The following is a 22,624-nucleotide window of genomic DNA, read 5'->3' on the forward strand; positions in this document are numbered from 1 at the left end:
TGGGACTATAATGGAGGAATGAAATATGCCAAGTGCTAATAATGCAGCAATTGTTGAGATTTCCCAAACAGCGAATAAATTCAGATCATCTATCGTTCTTCAATACGACAATAAGTATATCGATGTAAAAAGTATTCTTGGTTTGTTTACTACACTACTTAGCTCCAGCAACTATGATTTGCATGTTCATGGTCCGGATGCTGAAGAAGCGAAAGCAGCTATGGCTGAAGTATTCGCTAAGCACAATTTGGGCGTAAACGTCGTACAAGATTAAATTTGTAACAAGAGAAGGTATTCTCAGAATCTCTGAGGGTACCTTCTCTTGTATATTACGGCAATTTCGCTTAATATAGATCATATAAGAACGGATGACTTTGCGTATAGGGGGAAGTTGGGAATGTCTTCATCTGATTTATTGCTGGATATGAATCAAAAGGCGCTTAATCTTCTTCAAGAAGATGCAGATAAAATCGAAAAGCTGATCGAAGTACAGATGGGCAATTTGACGACACGTCAATGTCCACTATACGAAGAGGTATTAGATACGCAAATGTACGGACTATCGCGGGAAATTGATTTTGCCATTCGAGCGGGACTGATCTCCGAATTGCCAGGCAAACAAATTCTAAATAAGCTTGAACGTAATCTTGCGCAGCTGTATGAAGCGTTGAACAATAAAAAGTAACCCCGAGGGGTTACTTTTTTTGTTTTGAGTGCATTCAATTAAACGAGGAAGAATACGACACCGAGGATGATGTATACGAACAGGAGAAGGAGCCCTTCATACCAGTTCGTTGATCCATCCTGTGTGATGGACTTCGTTATGAACACGGCGACACCAATTGCCGCGATTTCATAGGTGGTAAAGACAATGTTCATTGGCGTACCACTTATGAAGAAACTTAGCAGGATAAGCACTGGGGCGACAAATAGAGCGATTTGTAATGAACTTCCGATTGCAATTTCAACCGCTGCGCCCATTTTATTTTTCATGGCCATCATGACCGCGGCACTATGCTCAGCCGCATTACCAATAATCGCTATGAGAAAAGCTCCAACAAATAGATCGGATAACCCAAATTTGTCCTTGACTTCCTCCAGTGTTCCCACTAACCATTCACTCGTAAAGGCTACCATAACCGTTGCCACGATGAGGAAGAGAATCGAAATGCTTTTGGACCAAGCAGCCTCACCGTGTTCTATTGCTTCATCGGAAAGTACACTTTTGTGGGTAATCATCGAGAATATCAGCCAAAGTAGATAAGCAACAATCAGGATAATAGCCACGATCATACTCATGGACGATGTTTCTTTGGTTGTCAAACCACCTGCAAAGATCGCTGGAATAAATAGTGCGACTACACCAAGAATCATTAACGAAGAATTGTGCGATGCCATTTTAACATTAAAGGATTGTTCTTTGAACTTTAAACCGCCTGCGAATAGGCTCAGACCAAGAACGAGTAACAAATTCCCGATGATCGCACCAGTAAGACTGGCTTTGACTACTTCAAACAGTCCGTCTCGGACTAAGAAGAAAGCAATGATGAGCTCGGCTGCGTTACCAAATGTCGCATTGAGGAAGCCACCCATGCGATCTCCCGCATAATGTGCTACGCTTTCGGTAGCTTTTCCTAAGAACCCAGCCACGAAAACGATGGCGACACAAGCGATTACGAATTGCAACGTTGTATCAAGGTGCATGTAATGTGCGATACCGGCTGCTATGAAAGAAACGAGCAACCCTATGTAGAACAATTTACCTTTCAATGGGAACCCTCCGAATCTAAAATATTGGAACTTTTTAACTTCTTATAATATACCTACTTTGTTTACCAAAGTAAATTAAAATGGAAACGAGCAGGCAGTTCTTGCTTTAAGCTTTTGTTCTTATTACAATAGATTTATACCAAGTTTAGGGAGTGATCCGTATGTCCGAAGACAATCAAACTGGCTTAATTCGAATTTCTGATGACGTAGTATCGACAATTGCAGGGCTTGCAGCCTTGGAAACAGCAGGCATAGCGGGCATGTCAGGTGGTATCTCTGAAGGCTTAGCGAAGCGTCTAAGCGGTAAAAATGTGCAACGCGGCGTCTCTGTTGAGGTAGGACAAGTTGAAGCTGCGATCGATTTACGAGTGATCGTTAAATATGGTTCCCGAATCCAAGATGTATGCAGGGATCTCCAAGAGAACGTTCGGGAAGCTGTTGAAAATATGACAGGTTTAAATGTTGTTGAAGTGAATGTGAAAGTGGAAGGTGTCGCATTTACGGAAGAAGAAACGGAAGATCAGCTCCGTGTCAAATGAGTGCCACAAAAAAAAGACCCGATCGACGATATCATGTCGATAAGGGTCTTTTTTTATGTGTTTTCTGCGATTTTTGCGCAGCTGGAATTTCTTTGAACGATTGTTCCCGAGAAATCCCAAGGATGACCCCCATACTGATCAGGGAAACCATCATAGAGGAGCCACCCGCTGAGATGAAGGGGAGTGTTACACCTGTCAGTGGTATGGTATTTGTAACACCGCCGATATTAATAAAGGCTTGAATGGCGAACATAACCATAATGCCAACACCGGCTAACATCCCAAACAAGTCTGGACAGCGGACTGCAATTAGGATACCGCGCCAAATGAAAACGAGATAGACGAGAAGGAATAAAGAGCTGCCAATAAATCCGAGCTCCTCACCGATAATAGCAAAGATGAAATCGTTATGTGCTTCCGGTAAATAATGAAGCTTCTGAATACCTTGTCCGAATCCGGCGCCTGTTAATCCGCCGTGTCCGAAGGCATACAAGGATTGCACAACTTGCAAGCCTGATCCTTGTGGATCAGCGAAAGGATCCATAAACGAAGTTATTCGATCAATCCTAAAGTTAGAGTCGGTATTGCCTAATACCAAGTACAATAGAACAGCTATTCCAAGGACTACCGTCAGAATAGTACCTAGATAAAAAATATGTTTGAGGTTGGAGCCACCAACCACAATAACAATGGCTGAACACGTCAAGAGAATCATACAGGAACCGAAATCAGGCTGTAAGAGGATCAAGCCGCACACAAATCCAACGATCACGATGGCAGGGAATAATCCCTTACTAAAGCTCCTGAATTTCTCTTCTTTATTGCTGATCAAAGAGGCTAGATAAAGAATGACAATCAACTTGGCAAACTCGGTTGGTTGTATCCCGTATCTTCCCAGTGAGTACCAACTGCTCGCGCCATTCGCTTTACTCGTGAATACGACAAAAACTAACCCGATCACAATGAAGAAAAAAGCAGGGATGACGAGTTTTTTTAATTTCGTGTAATGGACATTCATGCAAAATAACATACCAATCGTACCGATGCCGACAGCAACTATTTGCTTTCTTGTGAAGAACCAAGGGTCATCCCATCGATAGGCACTTGTCATTGAGCTTGCGCTGAACACCATAACTAAACCAAAACAGACCAATACAAAGGTTAGTAAGAGCAGCAGAAAATCCGGTGTTCCTCTTCGAGGGGGATTCATGCTGATTCCTCGCCTAGTCTGCTAATAATTGTTGCAGTTGGTCTAATTTTTGTTTGGAGATTTTGAGCACGTTCTCAGGGATTGCTGAATTGTAATCCAAGCCATGAGGGAACGTTTCTTTGCCTATGTAAGCTTCTTCTAGATATAATACGGCATAAGGAGATTCTAGCTTGCCAGTTTCTACACGTGCGTTTACGCGCAAGAAGTAGACAGCTTTGCTTGCTTTATCTTCCATTTTGAAATCGTAAGTAGCACGAGTGTATTCCCATTGCCAGCGAACGAAACCAAGTTTAGTTGTTACTTCGTCCAAGTGAGCCAAATCGCTTTTTAGGCCTTTTAAGCCAGTTGCTTCAATAATCAATTTTAACGCCTCCATATTGTACGTATGCATTCTTTTCTCATGATAGTATGTTTCTAAGGGTTCTGCAAGTCGATTGGCGTGTGTAAATTCTAATATTTGATGGCACTTTAAAGATGAAACCAGGATTGATATTTGATAGAATAGGTTTCAAGAGATCATTTTTAGATAAAAGTAAGTGATCAAGAACGGGAGGTGGATGTATCTTATGAATCAATTTCACGAAGATCTCCAAGCGATATATGAAGAAATGGTGGGCTGGAGACGTTATTTGCATCGGAATCCTGAGCTCTCCTACCATGAGTATCAGACGGCAGAGTTTGTAACTAAACATCTGCTTAGCTGGGACATTGAAGTGCGTACAGGCGTAGGCGGGAACGGTGTTGTCGGTTTGCTTCGCGGCAGCGGCGAGGGACCGACAGTTGCTCTTCGTGCTGACATGGACGCACTTCCGATTCAGGATGAGAAGAACTGTGACTATACATCAACGAAGAACGGGATTATGCATGCCTGTGGACATGATGCACATACATCAACTTTGCTCGGAATTGCTAAGGTAGCTAGCATGCATCGGGCAGAACTTAAAGGGAATTTGGTCTTTCTGTTCCAGCATGCAGAAGAGATTTCTCCTGGCGGCGCTGACTCGATGATTAAAGCTGGAGCCCTGGATGGCGTAGACGCAGTGTTCGGCGTTCATTTATGGACGCCGTTCCCTGTTGGACATGTCTACACGCGATCAGGGGCTTTCATGGCCGCGCCAGATGAATTTACCATCCGGGTACAAGGGAAAGGTGGCCATGGCGGTTTACCTCACCAAACGATCGATAGTGTATATGTTGCTTCACAATTAGTCGTTAACATGCAATCCATTGTAAGCCGACAAGTAGACCCTGTAGAACCTTGTGTCGTTAGCATTGGCTCCTTCCATGGCGGCACTAGCTTTAATGTGATTGCTGAAACAAGTGTACTCAATGGTACCGTACGTACCTTCAATCCTGAGTTAAGACAAGATGTGAGATCGCGGATTGAGAGAATTGTGCAGGCAACTTGTGAGATGTCTCAAGCAACGTATGAGCTGGATTATAAGCTCGGTTATCCAACGGTTATCAATGATCCCAATGAAGCAGCTCGTTTCTTTCAAGTAGGTGCAGCCATGTTTGGTGAAGAGAACGTACATGAATCTCCACTTATTATGGCCGGAGAAGACTTTTCCTATTATTTGCAAGAGAAGCCAGGATGCTTCATGTTTGTAGGTGCTGGTAATGTTGAAGCTGGCATTATATATCCTCATCATCATCCGAAGTTCGACATTGATGAAAAATCCATGCTAAACGCGGCGAATTTGCTGCTGTCTATGGCCTTGGATTATATGGCATGAATGCCCTCGGAACTTTGGTGAATGCTAATGTAGCAGTAATTTGTTGCAATACATGACATCAAGGAGGATGATGAAATTGCCAGACAAGAAAGTAAAGGAAATCATGAGTAAAGATTGCGTGACGGTTACCCTGCTGGATAATGTGTTCGAGATTGCCTTGAAGATGAAGCAGCACGATATTGGGTTTGTTGGGGTACTCGATGGGAATAAGTTCATAGGCGGAGTAACAGACCGGGATCTAGTTGTTCGAGGCTATGCGGAAAAACATTCAGGGTCAACGGCTGTGGAAACCGTTATGACGAAAAATATGATCACAGTTGATCCCAATACATCTGTTGAAGAAGCCGCAAAAATCATGGCACAAAATCAAATCAGGCGGTTGCCGGTTATCGAAAATGGTGAGCTTGTTGGTATTGTAGCTATTGGTGATTTGGCTGTTAGAGGCAGTTTTGAAGACGAGGCTGGCGAAGCGCTAAGCCGAATTTCGCAAGAACGCACACCAGTAGGTAGTCATTAAGCAAGCTTATCTTGGTTCTATAGCAGCTTTTCCCAATTCTGAGGGAAGCTGCTTTTTTTTCGCTAATTTCTCTTTACGAGGTGTATCCAAGTAAGCGATAATAAGAAACGAATTGGGTGAAGGGGGTCCGTATAGAAAAGATGAACAAGTTTGAAGACAACGCTTCCATTGGTTTTATCATTCTAGATTCAAACTGGCATTTTATATACGCAAACGATTATGGCGCAAGTGTATTAAATCGATCACCTGAAGAACTTCTTGGTAAAATGGCTTGGACCGAGTTTCCCGCTACGATTAGACATGCAACTTATAGTCATTTTCATGAAGCTCGGAGAAATGGGAAAGAAATTGCTTTTAAGGAATATGTGAAGCCTTCAAACCAATGGATTCATGTAAATGCCTATCCTGTTGGTGACAACTTACATGTTATTATCCGTAAAACAGAGATGATTACGAATCATTCCGCCATTGAAAATGATCTATATCAAAAATATACAGACTATGTACAAGATCTCATTACATTGACAGCTGAGGATGGCACTCTACTTTATGTTTCTCCTTCGATTAAAAGCCTTCTTGGATATGAACTAGAGGATATGTACGGAGCTAATGTGTTGGCTTTTTGCCATCCCGAGGATATCGATGGGCTGAAGAAAATTTTCAAGATAGAAAATGGGTATGCGACGAATGACCAAGGAACAATAACCTGTCGATTCCTTCACAAGAAGGGATGGTATGTATGGTTCGAAAACAAATTCAAATGGTTGTTGGACGAACAGGGTAAACGCAGTCAGAAATTAGGGATTTGGCGAGATATTTCCGAACGAAAGATCGTTGAAGAACGTTTCATTCAGGCACAGCGTTTAGGTCAATTTGGCAGCTTCGAACGAGATTTAGAAGAGGATGAGATCACATGGTCGGATGAAATGTTCCGGATACATGGTTTTCAACCGGGTTTAAGGATAGATTTGAGTAAAATGATTGAGTTAATCCTACTTGATGATCGTGAGAAAGTAGCGCTTGCTTTTAAACAGGCCATACTGTGTGGTATGTCAGATATAGAATATAGAATTACACGTCAAGATGGGGAAGTTCGTCATTTACGTACCCAAATCGAACGTGTCGGTTTAGAGGGTGGTCGAATGGCAGTTCGTGGACTTGTTCATGATATAACCATTCACAAGCAAATCGAAAGTGAACTTATCCAAAGTAAAGCGAAATTGGAAATTGCGCAAGAAATTGCAGGCTTGGGGCATTATGAGTGGGATGTAATTCATAATGTGGTGTATTTATCCGACGAAATGACTGCATTATTTGGTTGCAAAGATGCTGTTCAACAGTTGCCTATTGAAGCCCTTCTTGAAAGTATTCACCCAGATGACCTGTCTATAACGAAGGCAGCTATTAAAAATGCTCTTCATGAAGGATCATTGGATCTCGTCTATAGGGTTGTGGTTAGAGAGGATGTACGAATATTGCATACCTTAGCAAGAACTTCGTATGACGAGTGGGGAAGAGCCCTCTGTTTATTCGGTACAGTCCAGGATATCACGGTCCAGAAACAGACGGAAGAGCTGCTCCGTAAAACGGAGAAATTGCATGTTGCTGGCCAATTGGCGGCTGGCATAGCACATGAGATTCGCAATCCGCTGACAGCGCTGAAGGGCTTTGTGAAACTGATGTGCTATGCGAACGAAGAGAGTAAACTGCGCTATTATCACATTATGCAAGAAGAGTTTAATCGCATTGAGCTGATTCTAGGTGAGCTGCTGATCCTCGCGAAGCCGCAAGCTGTTGCCTACATGCCTCACGGCCCATTAGCGATTCTTGAAGAAGTGATTCAATTATTAAATACGGAAGCGATCATGAACAATGTTGAGATTATGTTAAATGCCAAAACGATTCTTCCGGCGGTCAAATGTGAGCGCAATCAAATAAAGCAAGTTTTTGTGAATGTCATTAAAAATGCGATCGAAGCAATGCCTTCTGGCGGTACTTTGATCATTACAGCACGAATGCAAGGTAATGACGTCGTATTGGAGTTTGTCGATCAGGGTCAAGGCATCTCGGAGGATAGACTGCCGCGAATTGGCGAGCCTTTCTATACGACGAAGGAAAAAGGGACGGGCCTCGGCATGATGGTGAGCTTTACGATCATTGAGGAGCATCATGGTTTTATCCGCTATCAAAGTAAGCTTGGAGTCGGAACAACGGTAAACATACAATTACCAGCTTTTGTTCAGTAAACTTGTCCCACTGAGGTGTAACTGTCAAAGTTCGCAATAAGGTAGTCAATCTGCGACAAGATGCCTTTCCGTAAATATGCTAAAGTGAAAACGTGCTTAATAATTGTGAATCTGACAAGAAAAAGGTGACGTACAGTGGAGAAAGTAAGGATTGGTATCGTTGGTCTGGGGAACATGGGAACCGGACATGCCAAATATTTGGTGAAAAATGAAGTGAAGGGCGGCGTACTTACCGCTATTTGTGAACCACGAGCAGATCGCCTAGAGTGGGCAAAAGAAAATTTAGGTGAAGGTGTCCAATTATTTGACAATCTTGACGATTTTCTAGCTTCTGGATTGATTGATGGGGTTTTGATCGCAACACCTCACTATGATCACCCTGAAACAGCTGTACGTGCATTCCAAGCAGGCTTACATGTTATTTGTGAGAAACCGGCGGGTGTGTATACAAAGCAAGTGCGTCAAATGAACGAAGCTGCTGCAGCTTCAGGTAAAGTATTCAGTATGATGTACAACCAACGTACAAATCCTTTATATAAGAAATTAAAGGATTTAGTTTCTTCTGGCGAGCTTGGTGAAATTCGCAGAACTAACTGGATTATTACAAACTGGTATAGATCCCAAAGCTATTACGATTCAGGCGGCTGGCGTGCAACATGGGCTGGTGAAGGCGGCGGCGTACTCATTAATCAGGACCCGCATCAATTAGACCTATGGCAGTGGACGATCGATATGATGCCGAAGCGTGTTCGCGCATTCTGTTATTTCGGTAAACACCGCAATATCGAGGTCGAAGATGATGTAACTGCATTTGTTGAGTATGAAAATGGCGCGACAGGTCTGTTCGTGACTACGACAGGCGAAGCTCCCGGAACGAACCGTTTCGAATTGTCAGGCGACCGTGGCAAGATTGTCATTGAAGACGGTAAATTGACCTTCTGGCGTTTACGTGTATCGGAAAGAGAATTCAATGAAACGTACAAAGGCGGCTTCGGTCAACCTGAATGCTGGAAATGTGAAATTCCAGTTGAAGGTACAGAAACAGGCCACATGGGGATCACACAGAACTTTGTTGATGCCATCCTGCATGGTACGCCATTGATCGCACCAGGAGCAGAAGGCATTAAAGGTTTGATGATTTCCAATGCGATTATGCTCTCGACGTTCACAGACAACTGGGTTGATTTGCCGATTGATGAGGATCTGTTTGAGCAGCATTTGCAAGAGAAAATCAAAAACTCCAAAACGAATAAAGAGGCTGGCTCCTTTAAAACACTTGATGTCTAAGAAGATGATGGGGGAAATTCGATATGCAAAAGAATGATGGCATGAATTATGCTCCGAAAGGGAAACCGAACCTTGTTGTTCAAAAAGGGGAGTTTACCTTCGCGGTCATCGCGCTGGATCATGGCCATATTTATGGCATGAGTAACGGACTTCTGGAAGCAGGCGCTGAACTGAAATGGGTGTATGATAAAGATCCTGCGAAAGTAGCGGCATTTGTAGAAAAGTTTCCTCAAGTTCAGGTGGCTGCTTCTGAAGAGGAAATCTTTCACGACCCAGAAGTGAAGCTAATTGCTGCCGCTGCTGTACCTTCTGAGCGTGGCCCGTTAGGCATTCGCGCGATGGAGCATGGCAAAGACTATTTTACAGATAAAACCCCGTTCACTTCCTTAGACCAGCTTGCTGATGCGAAGGCTGCAGTACTCGCAACAGGACGTAAATATGCTGTGTACTTCAGTGAGCGACTACATGTGGAAAGTGCTGTTTTCGCTGGTCAATTGATTGAAGAGGGCGCAATTGGACGCGTTGTTCAAGTCATTGGTCTAGGACCTCACCGTTTGAATGCATCAAGTCGTCCAGATTGGTTTTTTGAGAAAGATAAATACGGTGGTATTCTGTGCGATATCGGCTCTCATCAAATCGAGCAATTCCTCTTTTATTCGGGCTGTAAGGATGCGACAGTGGCTAGTAGTAAGGTGGCGAATTATCATGCGAAGGATTATCCGGAGCTTGAGGATTTCGGCGATGCCACACTTATTGGGGACAATGGAGCAACGAATTATTTCCGTGTAGACTGGCTGACACCAAACGGCTTGGGGACATGGGGGGATGGACGTACATTGATTCTTGGAACCGAGGGGTATATCGAGCTGCGTAAATATATTGATATTGCTCGAGATCCGCAAGGGGATCAGCTTTACCTTGTCAACCAACAAGGAGAAAAGCACTACAGTCTGCATGGACAAGTAGGCTTTCCATTCTTCGGTCAGTTGATCTTGGATTGTATTCATCGTACGGAAAATGCCATGACACAAGCTCATACGTTCAAAGCGGCTGAATTGTGTTTACTTGCCCAAACGAAAGCCGTTCGTGTGGAGTAGTTTCACACATCAGTTGAATGAAGTTTTTTAATGGGACGGATAATTGCCGTTTAGCATGATAGCATAATTGCACATTCAATTTAAAACTCGGGTAGTTTAGCGGTAAAATCGCTAGCTGCCCGTTTTGTATTTCCGTCGTCACCGTTGTTCTCGGTAGTAAGCAAAGACCAAGCCCGTGCATGGCGCATTTTTTGATCGTTTCATAGTTATTGATCTCATATGTGATTGTGTATTGCACATTGTGCTTGCGCAGCATCGTTTCGAATAGCTTCCGGCAACGTCCGCCTGAGATGGACATCAGGATTTCAGAGCCATTGAGATCCTCCGCGACGATCGCAGTTTTCACTGCTAAGTGATGATCAGGTGCCGCTACAATCACAAATTCCTCTTCTTGGATCGTCCTAAATATTAAATCAGGATCGCTAAGTTCCTTATCGACGATGAATCCTAAATCGCATTCGCCTGCCTTCAGCGCGCGTGACGTATCATTTTCCAATAATTCATTTATGGTGATCGTAATGTTTGGAAAGCACTTTTTGAAAGCTCCGAGGAACGGAGGCAGCATATAGGAGAAGAGTGTTGTTTCGTGCGTGCCGATCATGAAGCTTCCTGTCGTTTGGCCGGCCACATTGATTTTGGATTCCTCATATAGCTTCAATATCTTCGCAGCATAACGAAGTAGAATTTCCCCCGCAGGCGTCGGTCTCATCTTTTTATCGATGCGTTCAAAGATTTCGACCCCGTATTCGATCTCCAGTTTTTGAATCTGTGAGGTCACACTGGACTGGGCATAGCCCAATTTTTCCGAAGCTTTCGTAAAGTTTTGCCATTTGGCTACTTCAAGCAGTGTTTTGTATAACGTAAGATCCATAGGCATGCACTCCTCAATCATCACTATTTTCGATCGAACCGATCATTTATTATAGATAACTCTGGTACTTCCTGCCATGTTAAAATCAATTCCAACCAAAGGATGGGGGGAATTACCATGTGGAACTTATACGAGATAGATAAAAAATACGAGGCTCACGTGAAAGAAGTTGAAGCGCGCTCGAGGAAAGCACATTGGTACGAGAAAGTGGATATTAAGGGACTGCATACGCACAAAGTTGTTCGCTGGTTACCACTAGGTGTCGTGCTGGTTATTGGTTATATCTCCCTACGTGAACTCTTTTGAGATACGTTAGCATGGAGACAATGTTTAAATCAAGTACTTTCCCTTCATACTAAGGAAAAAGGAGGGAGTATGCGATTGACATATGATCCAGCAAGACCTCTGATTATTCAGAGTGATTTATCGATCCTTCTCGAAACGCATCATCCTGAATTTGAGATGCTCCAGGGTAAGCTGGCTCGATTCGCTGATTTGGTCAAAAGCCCAGAGCATCTTCATACGTATCGGATTACACCGCTATCCTTATGGAATGCTGCCGCGGCAGGTATGGCACTGAATGAAATGACAGCGTGCTTGCAGCAATATGCTAAATTCGGTGTTCCTCCTGCAGTGCTTAACTTAATTCGTAAATACACGAATAGATATGGGCTCCTGCGCATGCTGCATGTGGGGAGTGAGCTCTTCTTGGTAAGTGAGGATACCGTCGTATTTAAAGAAATTTGTGCCTATGATTCTTTACAAAAATATCTCAAGGACACCCGTGGTGAACGGGCTATTGCTATATCACCGAGTTACCGCGGGATTCTGAAGCAAGAATTAATGAAGCTGGGCTATCCGGTAGAGGATTTGGCGTCGTACCGCAGCGGCGAATTTCTGAAGATTCCATGGCGAGAGGAAGACGAGTCGGAAGAACCGTTCCAATTGCGTGATTATCAAAAGCAAGCGGTAGATGCTTTTCAGCAGGTAGGTCACGGCGGGAGCGGTGTACTTGTGCTTCCTTGCGGAGCGGGAAAGACGGTAGTAGGTATTGCCGCTATGGCGAAAGCAAGCTGTGCGACATTGATCCTTACCTCCAACGTTACCTCAGTGAAGCAGTGGAAGCGCGAAATACTGAACAAAACGGGCCTAACGAGTGATCAGGTAGGTGAGTATAATGGCACCACGAAGGAGATTAGGCCCATCACTATTGCCACTTATCAAATTCTAACTCACCGTGGGAACAAGGAGGCCGAGTTCTCGCATTTGCGGATATTTAGCGAGAGGGAATGGGGCCTCATCATCTATGATGAGGTTCACCTGCTGCCCGCACCTGTTTTCCGTGCGACTGCTGAGATACAAGCTACACGCAGGCTAGGTTTAACAGCAACGCTGATTAGAGAAGATGGACTAGAAGGCGATGTTTTCTCCTTAGTCGGGCCCAAGAAATATGACATGGCTTGGAAGCAACTTGAAACGATGGGATGGCTCGCCAAGGTTACTTGCCAAGAAGTGCGCGTTCCTCTGTCTATGCAGGATCGTGATCGTTACAGTGCTTCAAGCTCTAGGCATCAATTCCGAATTGCAGGGGAGAATGTCGCGAAGCTGGAGGTTATTGATCATTTATTGAAGCTTCATCCGGATGAGCCAACGCTAATTATCGGCCAGTATATTGATCAGCTGGAACAGATTGCAGCCCACACAGGTGCACCCATGATATGTGGCAGCATCCCACATGAACGTCGTGAGGAGCTGTATGAGCGGTTCAAAAAGGGGCAGCTGCCACTGCTTATCGTGTCTAAGGTAGCGAACTTCGCTGTGGATCTACCGGATGCTGCTATCGCCATTCAGGTCTCGGGCAGCTATGGTTCCAGGCAAGAAGAAGCGCAGCGACTAGGGCGTATACTCCGTCCGAAGAGAAATGGCGAAAACGTAGCCGTCTTTTATTCTCTCGTCAGCTCAGACACGAAGGAACAGGATTTTGCGATGAAGAGGCAATTATTTCTCGTTGAACAAGGCTATCAGTATGAGATAACAAGCTGGAATCAAGCGGCAAGATGAGGGGAGATATGTTATGAAGTACGAACAGGTGGAAAGGAAAATGCCGCTTTCGTTAAAGGAGCTTATTCTAAGACAACCCTGGTGCTCTGCATTTCGTACGACTAGGGAGTCATTAGGAGAGGTGCTCACGCGACCTCATCACCTAATCGAACTCTATAAGGAGCTTTCTTCAGATGAGAGGCGTACGTTACGACTTGTGATGTCAACATTTGGCTGCCTTTCTTTTACTGGCGAGCGATTGGAGAAGGAAGCGACGCTCCAAATGGCAGGCGCTCAAGTTAGCTTGGGTCTATGGGGACTTCGTCGATACGGCATCATTGTTGCTTTCCGCAAATCATGGGGGGAACAGTTATTTATGTTACCTGAAGATGCTTTTGCCGGTTGGCAGAGCTTATTATTTCCTTTCGAACTGAACCCCATGAGGGAACCAGAAAGCCAACTCGAATTTGTGGGAACAGAGGTCATTGGCGAGCGCTACTTAGATTGGGATGAAGACATCCAAGTGAATCCCAGAGGACTGGCACAGCAATTGTTTCATTTTATGGTAAACTGTTCGCAGCAGCCTGCGCTTTCCCTTACGAATAAAGGAACCTTACATAAAAAGCAACTACAGAAGCTTACTGAACATGTGAGCCTGCCGAGAAGAATTATCACGATGTCAGGACTTACTTACGCATTTACTGACGTGTATGATGAACCTGCCGCGTTAATGCTTGAAATGGCCTTGCGGATGGGCTTTCTTTATAAAAATGAAGCAAGCATCAGCCTCCTAATCAATCATCGACACTTTCATGAGTGGCTCCAAGGCTCCTATGAACACCAGCAAACTCAGCTGTATCGCATTTGGCGACAGGCTTTAATACCAGCGCCAGTTTGGTTAGAGCATGGAATCTCGTTCATGGAGAGGGGCGCTGTTTCTCAATGGTATAACCTACATGAGTTGACCCAAGCTATCCGATCCAGCTGTTCGATCGTCTGTAAATCGATGGATGAGGCGGATCTTCGACAGGAATTGATTACAGCATGGGTCAAGCCGTTGACTGCGTTTCGTTTTCTCGAGTTAGCCAAAGATCAAGAAGATCAGCTCTGGTTCAGATGGCTAATCAATCCTCTGCCTCCTAATGTGGTTGCGAGGGCGAACTCTCATAATGAGTCGCAGCTCGAAACCACGCCTTCACTCTACGTTCAGCCAGATTTCGAGTTGCTGCTTCCTCCTGATGCTACTCTTCTTCTTGAGTGGCATATTGCGGCGTTTGCTGACCTCCAGAACGCTGATCTCGTTCGAACCTATCGTTTGACCAAGGAAAGCTTTCAACGCGCGTTAGATCATGAACTGAAGAGCGCGGACGTGATTCACCTTCTCCAAGCGAATGCTTATTATGAAGTTCCAGAACAAGTCGTCATTACCTTACAGCAGTGGGAGAATCAGAAGGACAAGCTCTATGTAGAGGATGTAACACTGCTTCGCTGTCAATCTATTGATGTTGCCGAAGCTCTGCTTCGAAATGAGAAGTGCCGTAGCTTGCTCGGGGATCGCATTGGCGAATCCAATTTTATTATTTCTCGTGAGCATGTGAAACATTTGACGAAATGCTTGGAAACGATGGGCTTCCATCCCAAGCGCAGTCTCCCATCAAACACGCCTGTGGAAGGGGAAGGGGAGCGCATAAATGAGGCAGTCATAGGCCTTTGTTACTCCAGAGACACGATTCAGCTCTATGAAATTGATCCGCATCTTCCGCAACTAGCCGATATATATCCGGATATGCAGCAAATCCCTATGAGTTGGCTTAAGGAGTTCCGAGACTATCATGCCTCCACACGCAAAGATATGATTCGCAAAGCCATCGAGTGGAAAAGTGTACTGCAGCTGCGGAAAGAAGGCCGCGACTGTTTGATTATTCCGCGGATGCTGCGAGAGGATCGGGCAGGTTGGATTCTGGAAGGCTGGGAAGAATATCAGGAGATTTCATGGTCAAGCGAGGACTGGAATGAGATGAAGCTCATTTTACCAGGAATCAACGATGGGTGTGTGCGAGAAAAGGAAGAAACTCTTGGCGAACTGTGATATGATAGAAGTGTTATAGACTTTTTCGAGAGGAAGGATGGGGGTTGTCGTAATGTTACAAACAATGGAAACAGAAACACTGGATATGTCGGCTATCCTTATGCAGGCCTACGACATGGGTGACATGATTAATTCTTCTGCGGAAGTTGCAGATTATTTATATTGGAAGACTGCGGTTGAGAACAGCAAGGAAGTTAAAGATTTGCAAGCTGTGTTTGCTAGGAAGAAAGATGCCTTTGAGGAATGCGAGCGTTTCGGACATTACCATCCAAGTTATCATGATGCGTTAGCGGCAGTGAATGAAGTGCAAGAGAAGCTGCTTGCAGTCGAGGCGGTTCGCAAGTATAAAGAAGCTGAGGATCGCTTGGACGACTTGTTGTTCACCGTCTCAACGACGATTGCTCATGCGGTATCGGATTCAATTAAAGTGCCAAGCAACAATCCCTTGCCAACCGGCAAAGGCTGCAGCTCCGGTGGAAGCTGCAGCGGGAACTGCGGTTAAGTTGACCTAAAGGCAGAAATCGGGGCGGATACGTCCGACCTCGGTTCCTTGCCAGTTCTGAACGACAGGCGTATGGAAAGCTGCAAGCTCGCGGACCTCATCTTCCGTGAGATAGCCTAGCTGCATCAATGCTTCCGTTACCGCGGGATACAAGGCACGAAGATTGCCGTCTTCTACTTTTAAAACGAAGCCGATGGCTTGTTCTGGTATAGATATGGCGAAGATTCCTTCAGCGCCCATTTTACCTACGATTCGACCCTTTGTTACCTCGATTAATCGCGTATCGAAGCGATCGCTTCCTGCGAGGAATTGAGGATATTTTCGCACAGCATCGACAATTATCTGGCAAGCGTTTGCACGCTCTGCAGATAGCCCCTTAGGGTTCCCCAAACGGGCAAAAGCCAGTGCGAGGCGGTCGATAGGCATTCCGAAAACAGGAACGCCACAGCCGTCGATACCGAGCTCCATCTGTTCCTTAGGTACATCTGACATAGCGCTTACGGCATCCAACATCAACTGTTGAACAGGATGATCTGGGCTCATGTAGGTATCAGGTGAAGCCCCTAGATGGCTGCTTAGGGATAGCATACCCGAATGTTTGCCCGAGCAATTGTTGTGCAAGGTTGAGGGGGACTCCCCGCGTTCGCGCATCGCCTGTGCGGTTGGCGCATGGAATGGTTCGTGAGCACCGCATTGCAGGTGCTTGGCATGATACCCAAGCTTGCCCAGCATGCCGCGGGCCGTGCTCACATGCTCAGCTTCCCCATTGTGGGAAGCGCAGCATAAGGCAATTTCGGCTTCTGACAGGCCGAAATGATCAGCGGCGCCGGATTCAATGACCGGCAATGCTTGAATCAACTTCGCCGTCGAACGGGCGAAGGTAAGCAGGTGCGGATCGCCTGCACTGTGCAGGAGCGTTCCTTGGGTGTCCACGACAGCAAGGTGGACGCGATGTATACTTTCAGTAATGTTTCCACGAGATACGCGGACAATTATTTCTGATGGCTTCATGTTGTGAGATCACTCCATACTAGGATTATTGAAAAGAGGTTGCAATCATGATGATTGAGCGTAGCGGATTAATCATTTGGGTAAACGATATCAAAGCCGCCAGAAATTTGGAGCGGTTCGGTTCCCTTCATTACATATCCAAGAAAATGAATTATGCAGTTCTTTATATACACGCCAGTAAATTGGAAGAGACGACACGCAGCCTACTTAAGCTGCCTTACGTCAAAAAGGTAGAGAAATCCTACCGTAATGAAATTAAAACGGAATATAGTAGTGACGTGCCTGACAAAACTAGATTTTACACGCTTTGAGGCTGTAGTGCAAAATGAAAGCTTCGCGAGAAGCTTTTTTTTGTTTTTTGTCCACATTAGACTGTTGTTGCTATTTATTGAACAGCATTGATAGAAGTTTTCTCAATTTTCCGAAAATTAGGCATAGTTTTTTGTCTTCATAAATACTTATTAATAATTTTATATATTCTTCCATGGGAAAAAAAGTTATAATACAGTAAAATATAACTTACAGAACATCAGGGAGTAGGTATTAGGTCCCATTTAAATAGGAAAGGGGATGTGATCATGAAAGATAAAGTTATGGGGAGATGGAGTACTTACGAGCCATTCTTCGTACAGCTAGGTGATAAGAAAGTGGCGGATATCGTGATCACGAATCATGCAAAGCTGAGATGGAGCGATCGTATTTCAAGCAGTAACAATTCACTCGAGGAAATTTGCGCTTTCCTTTGGGAGAAGCTTAAAAATGATAGCATGGTCCCTTACTACCGGAACGAGGAAGATGTCTATCTCATTGACGATGATTTGGTAGTTGTGGCTGAATTTTCACATTTAGAGCATGAGACAGATCTTGTAGGCAATCCTCTGCACAAAATGATTATAGTTACCTTTCTCGGTAAAATGTCAGAGACTATGGAGCTGCGCGATTTAAAGTCGTACTATTCCTGGTTGAGGCATTCTCGTCGTATGACATTGATTAAGAATAGTCGCAAGCGTCGCTAATCGTTCAATTGATCAGAGTATGTCTGGGGCAGACATACTCTTTTTTGGCGTATTGATGGACTGCGCGGGTTCGATTTCATATAATGGAAGCATAGAGAGGCGGTATACTATGGCACTTAATTTTCATCAACTCCACATTTTCTATACCGTTGCGGAAAAAGGCAGTTTCTCACACGCGGCCGGTGCTTTACATATGACACAACCTGCTGTGACGATGCAGGTACAGTCGCTTGAGGATTACTTTGGTGTGAAGCTCTTTCATCGCAGCACGAAGAAGATTGAATTGTCCGAGGCTGGAAGAGCGCTGCTGCCTTTTGCTAAGAATAGCATTGAACTCATTCGTGACACCGATGTCGCAATGTCGAAATTTACGATGATGATTGAAGGTCGGCTTCAGCTAGGGGCCAGCTTAACAATGGGGGAGTATATCTTACCTCGCCTCTTGGGCCCATTCAGCAAGGATTACCCCAATATTTCCGTATCGATGAAGGTGATGAACACCGCTCAGATTTTGGACGAGGTGCTCAGTCATCAACTCAATTTCGGTCTAGTTGAAGCGCCGATTCATCATCCGGATGTTCACACCGAACCGATTCTCAGCGATGAGCTTCGTCTGATTGTACCAACGGATCATCCACTTGCGGATGTTGAAGTTGTTAAATTGGAGGAACTATTGAAGTACCCTTTTGTGCTGCGTGAGCAAGGTTCTGGTACTAGGAGGGTCATGGAGGAAGAATTCGCTCGCTGCAACATGGATTGTTCCACGATGAAGATCGTGATGGAGCTTGGAAGCACAGGGGCCATTAAATCAGCTGTTGAAGCGGGGCTAGGTATTTCAATTCTTTCTCAATCGTCTGTGAAGCATGAGGTAACGTTGGGTCTTTTTAAAGTAAAGGAAATCGAGAATATCGTGTTTGAGCGCAGCTTTTATGCGATTTACTTAAACTCGACCTTGCTGCCAATTTCGGCAGTTAGCTTTATGACTTTCTTGAGACAAGAGGATTTAAGCCGTTTTCTATGAGAAGGGATGAGATGGACTGCTCAGTGAACAATACGCTCAATGAGGTTCGTCTACGATAATTGGAAGCAACTAGGGGGGATCGAATGGAAGCAGATTTGCATTCACATACAACGGCCTCAGACGGGACGCAATCGCCAAGAGCAAACGTACAGATGGCTTTGGACGCTGGCTTGGGGGCTATTGCGATCACGGATCACGATACCATTTCCGGGGTAGCTGAAGCACTTGAAGCGGGTACAGAGCTAGGCATCATGGTCGTACCTGGGGTTGAAATTTCAACGGTCGCGAATGGACAAGACATCCACATTCTTGGCTATTTCATCAATATAGAGGATGAACAATTTTTACAGCGCTTGGCGTCTTTGCGTGAAACTAGGGATACCCGCAACGAGATGATCATTGCGCGGTTACAGGAGCTAGGCATCGAAATTACGATAGAGGAAGTCCTCAAAGAAGTAGCGAATGTGAAGCGAAAAGGGGATACAGTAGGGCGACCTCACATTGCTGCAGTGCTCTTAAATAAGGGCTATGTGAGCACGATCACGGAAGCTTTCGATCGCTATTTGGCAACAGGAGCGGCCGCGTACGCCAATCCACCTCGGATTGAGCCTGTAACGGCGATTACTTGGATTCATGATGCTGGAGGCAGTGCAGTTCTTGCGCATCCTGGCATTTATCACGATGACACGCTGGTTGAGGCCATTACCTCACAAGGACTAGATGGCATTGAAGTGTATCATGCCGACCATTCGCCAGAAGACGAAGAGAGATACAGGCTGCTTGCTAATCGCAAAGGTCTACAGATGACGGCAGGCTCTGATTTCCATGGTGTCCGAGATGGCGTTGCTTTCCATGCAGCTATTGGTTCGAAACGCATCGGAATGGATGTACTTGCGCATTTACAGTCTGTGAAGGAGGAACATTCATGAAGAAAATTCGTAAAGCCATTATCCCCGCAGCGGGACTAGGCACTCGTTTCTTGCCCGCGACTAAAGCGCAGCCGAAGGAAATGCTGCCCATCGTTGATAAACCGGCTATTCAGTATATTGTGGAAGAAGCGATTGAGTCGGGGATTGAAGATATCATCATTGTTACGGGACGTAACAAGCGGGCGATCGAGGATCATTTCGACAAATCCGTTGAGCTGGAGATGATGCTTGAGGAAAAAGGGAGCAAGCAGCTCCTTGAGATTGTGAAGTCCGTTTCTAATTTGGCAGATGTTCATTACATACGTCAGAAGCAGCCGCTGGGTCTAGGTCACGCCATTCTCTGCGCGCGCAAATTTATAGGGGATGAGCCTTTCGCTGTTCTGCTTGGCGATGACATTCTCCAATCTTCTCCTCCGGGACTTAAGCAGATGATGGATATTTATGAGCAAACGGAAACCTCGGTTATTGCGGTACAAGAGGTACCTTGGGCCGATGTCAGCAAGTACGGTATTATCTCTCCAGCGGCAAGCTGCGATAATTATCGACTGATTGAGGATTTGGTAGAGAAACCAGATCGAGATCAGGCGCCATCGAATCTTGCTGTTATCGGGCGTTATATTATCATGCCTGAAATTTTCCGTATTTTAGAGCGTCAAGAGCCTGGGCGCGGCGGTGAGATTCAATTAACGGACGCTTTGCGCGTCCTGAATAAGGAACAGCAGATGGCAGCTTACCTGATGCAGGCGAAGCGGTATGATGTGGGGGACAAGATGGGTTATATTGAAGCCACGATTGAGTTGGCTTTACAGCGTCCAGACTTGCAAGACCAAGTAAAGGCCTATTTACTTTCATTAATTAAGCAATGGGACAAGCAGTAGCCTATTTATATGATAAAAAACCTATCGAGATCTAGGATCCCGATAGGTTTTTTTGCATGTTCATTTGATGGTCACTTTCAATTGTTTAATCTCGTCCTCTTCTGGCGTCACATAAAGTGTCTTCTGATTCACATAAATCACAAATCCGGGCTTCGAGCCGTTCGGCTTATGAACATGCTTGATTGTCGTGTAATCAACAGGGACTTGACTCGAATTCTTGGCTTGACTGAAATAAGCGGCTAGCTGTGCGGCTTCAAGCAAGGTCGTGTCACTATATTCACCGCGTATGACGACATGGGAGCCAGGGATATCCTTCGTGTGCAGCCAGGTATCCATGGAAGATGCAAGCCGGTTCGTTAGATATTCGTTTTGCGTATTATTTTTCCCAACATAGATTGGGACGCCCTCAGTGGACTCGTAACAGGCTAGTGCAGGCTTATCTTTTTTCTTTTTCTTGCGCTGCTTCTTGTTGCGGTCACGCACATAGCCTTGCTCCATAAGCTCGTCGCGAATCTCTTCGATATCTGGCAGGGAGGCCACGCTCAACTGCTGAAGCAAGGTCGTCAGGTAGGTGATTTCTTGATGCGTTTGGGCAATTTGCTCCTCGACGATCACTGTGCTGTTTTTTAATTTGCTGTATTTTTTAAAATAGCGCTGTGCGTTTTCCGCAGGGCCGAGCAGCGGGTCCAAGTTGATCGTGATCATCGCCTGATCTTCATCGTAGTAATTGATGGCTTGGACTTCCTTGTCTCCCTTTTTAATCGTATGCAGGGAAGCCGTCAGCAACTCTCCAAGAATGCGAAATTTATCTGCGTCCTTGGAGTCTTCGACAGTATCCTGGAGTTTTTCCAGCTTTTTTACATTTTTATTTACTTCATTTTGTAAAAATTTTAATAAATCGGATACACGTTGTTTGACCGTATCTCTTTCAGCTTTGTCGCCATAGAACTGTTCCAAGCACGCGCTCGGCGTAGGATAAGACTTCGATGTGCCGATGATATGCGTAAGTGGCGTCATCGCGAAGAATAGCTTACCGGTCGTTTCTTGCTCCACAATAACCGGTTCATAGCGATCCTCGCGTATGGCGGTCATTACTTCACTGAACGCTTGCCAAAGCGCTGATGGATCGACTGCAGTTTTTCCCTGCATGCTGCGATACACAATTTCCTTGGCGATCAGTGGACTAAGTCCGCTGAATGCAGTAACCAATTGTTGTTCGGGTTTGATCTGATTTACAGTTTCGGAATCGACATCCGACGAAGTCGTGCTCTCTAGCGCTCGCATGAATGCGTCAGCATCGACCTCTAGCGGGTTTTGCTTATCCTGCTCGGGCGGTGTCACATATTTGCTTCCTGGCATGACGACACGATAGGAGCTAATCGCTGGCGTGACATGATGAATGCCATCCAGAATTGTTTCAGTTTCAGGGTCGAGAAGAATGATATTGCTGTGACGTCCCATAATTTCCACAATAATATGCTTGAGGGAGACATCGCCTAATTCGTCACGATGACGAATTTGGAAGCGAATCACCCGTTCCATGCCGATTTGTTCCACAGCTTCTATGACACCGCTCTCGCAATACTTGCGAAGCAGCATACAGAACATAGGAGCATCCATGGGATTCATGGTAACTTGTTCTGTCGTTTGAACCCGAGGATAGGTAGGGTTAGCGGAAAGCAGCAGCTTCACGTTCTGTCTTTGGGTACGAATCTGCAGCACAATATCATTTTCGCTCGGTTGATGAATTTTATTAATTCGGCCTCCGACATACATTTGAAGCTCGTGAACAATTGCATGAAGGACGAGTCCGTCTAAAGCCATGATGCATACAACTCCATTCTTTGGGGCTAGCTGCCATTTGC

23 protein-coding genes are annotated in these 22,624 nt (G+C 45.2%); 17 read left to right on the forward strand and 6 right to left on the reverse strand.

The features are described from left to right. Window positions 1–25: 25 nt before the first annotated feature. Both AC58QC_RS09730 and AC58QC_RS09735 read left to right on the forward strand, forming a co-directional pair. Complete coding sequence (locus tag AC58QC_RS09730) at window positions 26–274, forward strand: HPr family phosphocarrier protein (RefSeq protein WP_497255362.1); 249 nt, start codon at window positions 26–28, stop codon at window positions 272–274. A 123-nt stretch (window positions 275–397) separates the two neighbouring features. Next, window positions 398–685 (forward strand): Fpa/YlaN family protein, encoded by a 288-nt coding sequence (locus tag AC58QC_RS09735; RefSeq protein WP_497414968.1) that lies wholly within the window; start codon window positions 398–400, stop codon window positions 683–685. Between the two features lie 38 nt (window positions 686–723). On the opposite strand, the gene cax is transcribed toward AC58QC_RS09735, so the two are convergent. Further along, on the reverse strand, window positions 724–1,770 hold the full coding sequence (cax, locus tag AC58QC_RS09740) for a calcium/proton exchanger (protein ID WP_497414969.1): 1,047 nt from the start codon (window positions 1,768–1,770) through the stop codon (window positions 724–726). A 161-nt stretch (window positions 1,771–1,931) separates the two neighbouring features. Between cax and AC58QC_RS09745 the strand changes: the two genes are divergently transcribed. Next, the gene (locus tag AC58QC_RS09745; protein ID WP_057314793.1) at window positions 1,932–2,309 is read left to right on the forward strand and encodes an Asp23/Gls24 family envelope stress response protein; all 378 of its coding nucleotides are present in this window, start codon (window positions 1,932–1,934) and stop codon (window positions 2,307–2,309) included. A 31-nt stretch (window positions 2,310–2,340) separates the two neighbouring features. Here AC58QC_RS09745 and ftsW read toward each other — a convergent pair whose 3' ends face one another. Beyond that, window positions 2,341–3,519 carry a putative lipid II flippase FtsW gene (ftsW, locus tag AC58QC_RS09750; protein ID WP_497414970.1) on the reverse strand — a complete coding sequence of 393 codons (1,179 nt, stop codon included), beginning with the start codon at window positions 3,517–3,519 and terminating at the stop codon, window positions 2,341–2,343. 13 nt (window positions 3,520–3,532) lie between these two features. Further along, window positions 3,533–3,880, reverse strand: a complete 348-nt coding sequence (locus AC58QC_RS09755) for a YugN family protein (RefSeq protein ID WP_497414971.1) — start codon at window positions 3,878–3,880, stop codon at window positions 3,533–3,535. 205 nt (window positions 3,881–4,085) lie between these two features. Between AC58QC_RS09755 and AC58QC_RS09760 the strand changes: the two genes are divergently transcribed. The 5 genes from AC58QC_RS09760 to AC58QC_RS09780 all read left to right on the forward strand — a co-directional run bounded on the left by AC58QC_RS09760 (window position 4,086) and on the right by AC58QC_RS09780 (window position 10,402). Beyond that, window positions 4,086–5,255, forward strand: coding sequence for a M20 family metallopeptidase (locus tag AC58QC_RS09760; RefSeq protein ID WP_497414972.1), 1,170 nt, complete (start codon window positions 4,086–4,088; stop codon window positions 5,253–5,255). 103 nt (window positions 5,256–5,358) lie between these two features. Beyond that, complete coding sequence (locus AC58QC_RS09765; protein WP_497415169.1) at window positions 5,359–5,772, forward strand: CBS domain-containing protein; 414 nt, start codon at window positions 5,359–5,361, stop codon at window positions 5,770–5,772. Window positions 5,773–5,912: 140 nt separating this feature from the next. Further along, on the forward strand, window positions 5,913–8,018 hold the full coding sequence (locus AC58QC_RS09770; RefSeq protein WP_497414973.1) for a PAS domain S-box protein: 2,106 nt from the start codon (window positions 5,913–5,915) through the stop codon (window positions 8,016–8,018). Window positions 8,019–8,153: 135 nt separating this feature from the next. Further along, entirely contained in the window at window positions 8,154–9,305 is a 1,152-nt protein-coding gene (locus AC58QC_RS09775) for a Gfo/Idh/MocA family protein (protein ID WP_497414974.1), read from the forward strand. Window positions 9,306–9,328: 23 nt separating this feature from the next. Continuing rightward, complete coding sequence (locus tag AC58QC_RS09780) at window positions 9,329–10,402, forward strand: Gfo/Idh/MocA family protein (protein ID WP_497414975.1); 1,074 nt, start codon at window positions 9,329–9,331, stop codon at window positions 10,400–10,402. On the opposite strand, the gene AC58QC_RS09785 is transcribed toward AC58QC_RS09780, so the two are convergent. After that, a complete protein-coding gene (locus AC58QC_RS09785) occupies window positions 10,347–11,273 on the reverse strand; it encodes a LysR family transcriptional regulator (protein WP_497414976.1) in 927 nt (308 codons plus the stop codon). The two genes, AC58QC_RS09780 and AC58QC_RS09785, sit on opposite strands and share 56 nt — an antisense overlap. Window positions 11,274–11,390: 117 nt before the next feature. On the opposite strand from AC58QC_RS09785, the gene AC58QC_RS09790 reads away from it, so the two are divergent. The 4 genes from AC58QC_RS09790 (at window position 11,391) to AC58QC_RS09805 (ending at window position 15,904) form a co-directional block, all read left to right on the forward strand. After that, window positions 11,391–11,579, forward strand: a complete 189-nt coding sequence (locus tag AC58QC_RS09790; RefSeq protein WP_497414977.1) for a hypothetical protein — start codon at window positions 11,391–11,393, stop codon at window positions 11,577–11,579. A 69-nt stretch (window positions 11,580–11,648) separates the two neighbouring features. Continuing rightward, window positions 11,649–13,334, forward strand: a complete 1,686-nt coding sequence (locus AC58QC_RS09795) for a DNA repair helicase XPB (protein WP_497414978.1) — start codon at window positions 11,649–11,651, stop codon at window positions 13,332–13,334. 13 nt (window positions 13,335–13,347) lie between these two features. Next, window positions 13,348–15,402 carry a helicase-associated domain-containing protein gene (locus AC58QC_RS09800; protein ID WP_497414979.1) on the forward strand — a complete coding sequence of 685 codons (2,055 nt, stop codon included), beginning with the start codon at window positions 13,348–13,350 and terminating at the stop codon, window positions 15,400–15,402. A gap of 52 nt (window positions 15,403–15,454) precedes the next feature. Next, on the forward strand, window positions 15,455–15,904 hold the full coding sequence (locus AC58QC_RS09805; RefSeq protein WP_497414980.1) for a YlbF/YmcA family competence regulator: 450 nt from the start codon (window positions 15,455–15,457) through the stop codon (window positions 15,902–15,904). Between the two features lie 6 nt (window positions 15,905–15,910). Here the strand turns inward: AC58QC_RS09805 and AC58QC_RS09810 are convergent, their stop codons facing one another. Next, window positions 15,911–16,915: an asparaginase gene (locus AC58QC_RS09810; RefSeq protein WP_497414981.1), complete on the reverse strand. Its 1,005-nt coding sequence runs from the start codon at window positions 16,913–16,915 to the stop codon at window positions 15,911–15,913. 47 nt (window positions 16,916–16,962) lie between these two features. Between AC58QC_RS09810 and AC58QC_RS09815 the strand changes: the two genes are divergently transcribed. The 5 genes from AC58QC_RS09815 (at window position 16,963) to galU (ending at window position 20,759) form a co-directional block, all read left to right on the forward strand. Then, window positions 16,963–17,226: a YlbG family protein gene (locus AC58QC_RS09815; RefSeq protein ID WP_056612401.1), complete on the forward strand. Its 264-nt coding sequence runs from the start codon at window positions 16,963–16,965 to the stop codon at window positions 17,224–17,226. A gap of 267 nt (window positions 17,227–17,493) precedes the next feature. Continuing rightward, window positions 17,494–17,931 carry a hypothetical protein gene (locus AC58QC_RS09820; protein ID WP_497414982.1) on the forward strand — a complete coding sequence of 146 codons (438 nt, stop codon included), beginning with the start codon at window positions 17,494–17,496 and terminating at the stop codon, window positions 17,929–17,931. 109 nt (window positions 17,932–18,040) lie between these two features. Then, entirely contained in the window at window positions 18,041–18,952 is a 912-nt protein-coding gene (locus tag AC58QC_RS09825) for a selenium metabolism-associated LysR family transcriptional regulator (protein ID WP_497414983.1), read from the forward strand. 83 nt (window positions 18,953–19,035) lie between these two features. Further along, the gene (locus tag AC58QC_RS09830; RefSeq protein ID WP_497414984.1) at window positions 19,036–19,881 is read left to right on the forward strand and encodes a PHP domain-containing protein; all 846 of its coding nucleotides are present in this window, start codon (window positions 19,036–19,038) and stop codon (window positions 19,879–19,881) included. Then, window positions 19,878–20,759 (forward strand): UTP--glucose-1-phosphate uridylyltransferase GalU, encoded by an 882-nt coding sequence (gene galU / locus AC58QC_RS09835; protein WP_497414985.1) that lies wholly within the window; start codon window positions 19,878–19,880, stop codon window positions 20,757–20,759. The genes AC58QC_RS09830 and galU overlap by 4 nt, the downstream gene beginning before the upstream one ends. A 60-nt stretch (window positions 20,760–20,819) precedes the next feature. Here galU and AC58QC_RS09840 read toward each other — a convergent pair whose 3' ends face one another. Further along, complete coding sequence (locus AC58QC_RS09840; RefSeq protein ID WP_497414986.1) at window positions 20,820–22,583, reverse strand: Rqc2 family fibronectin-binding protein; 1,764 nt, start codon at window positions 22,581–22,583, stop codon at window positions 20,820–20,822. Window positions 22,584–22,624 lie beyond the last annotated feature (41 nt).

The sequence above is a fragment of the Paenibacillus sp. J22P51 genome (genome assembly GCF_059692215.1).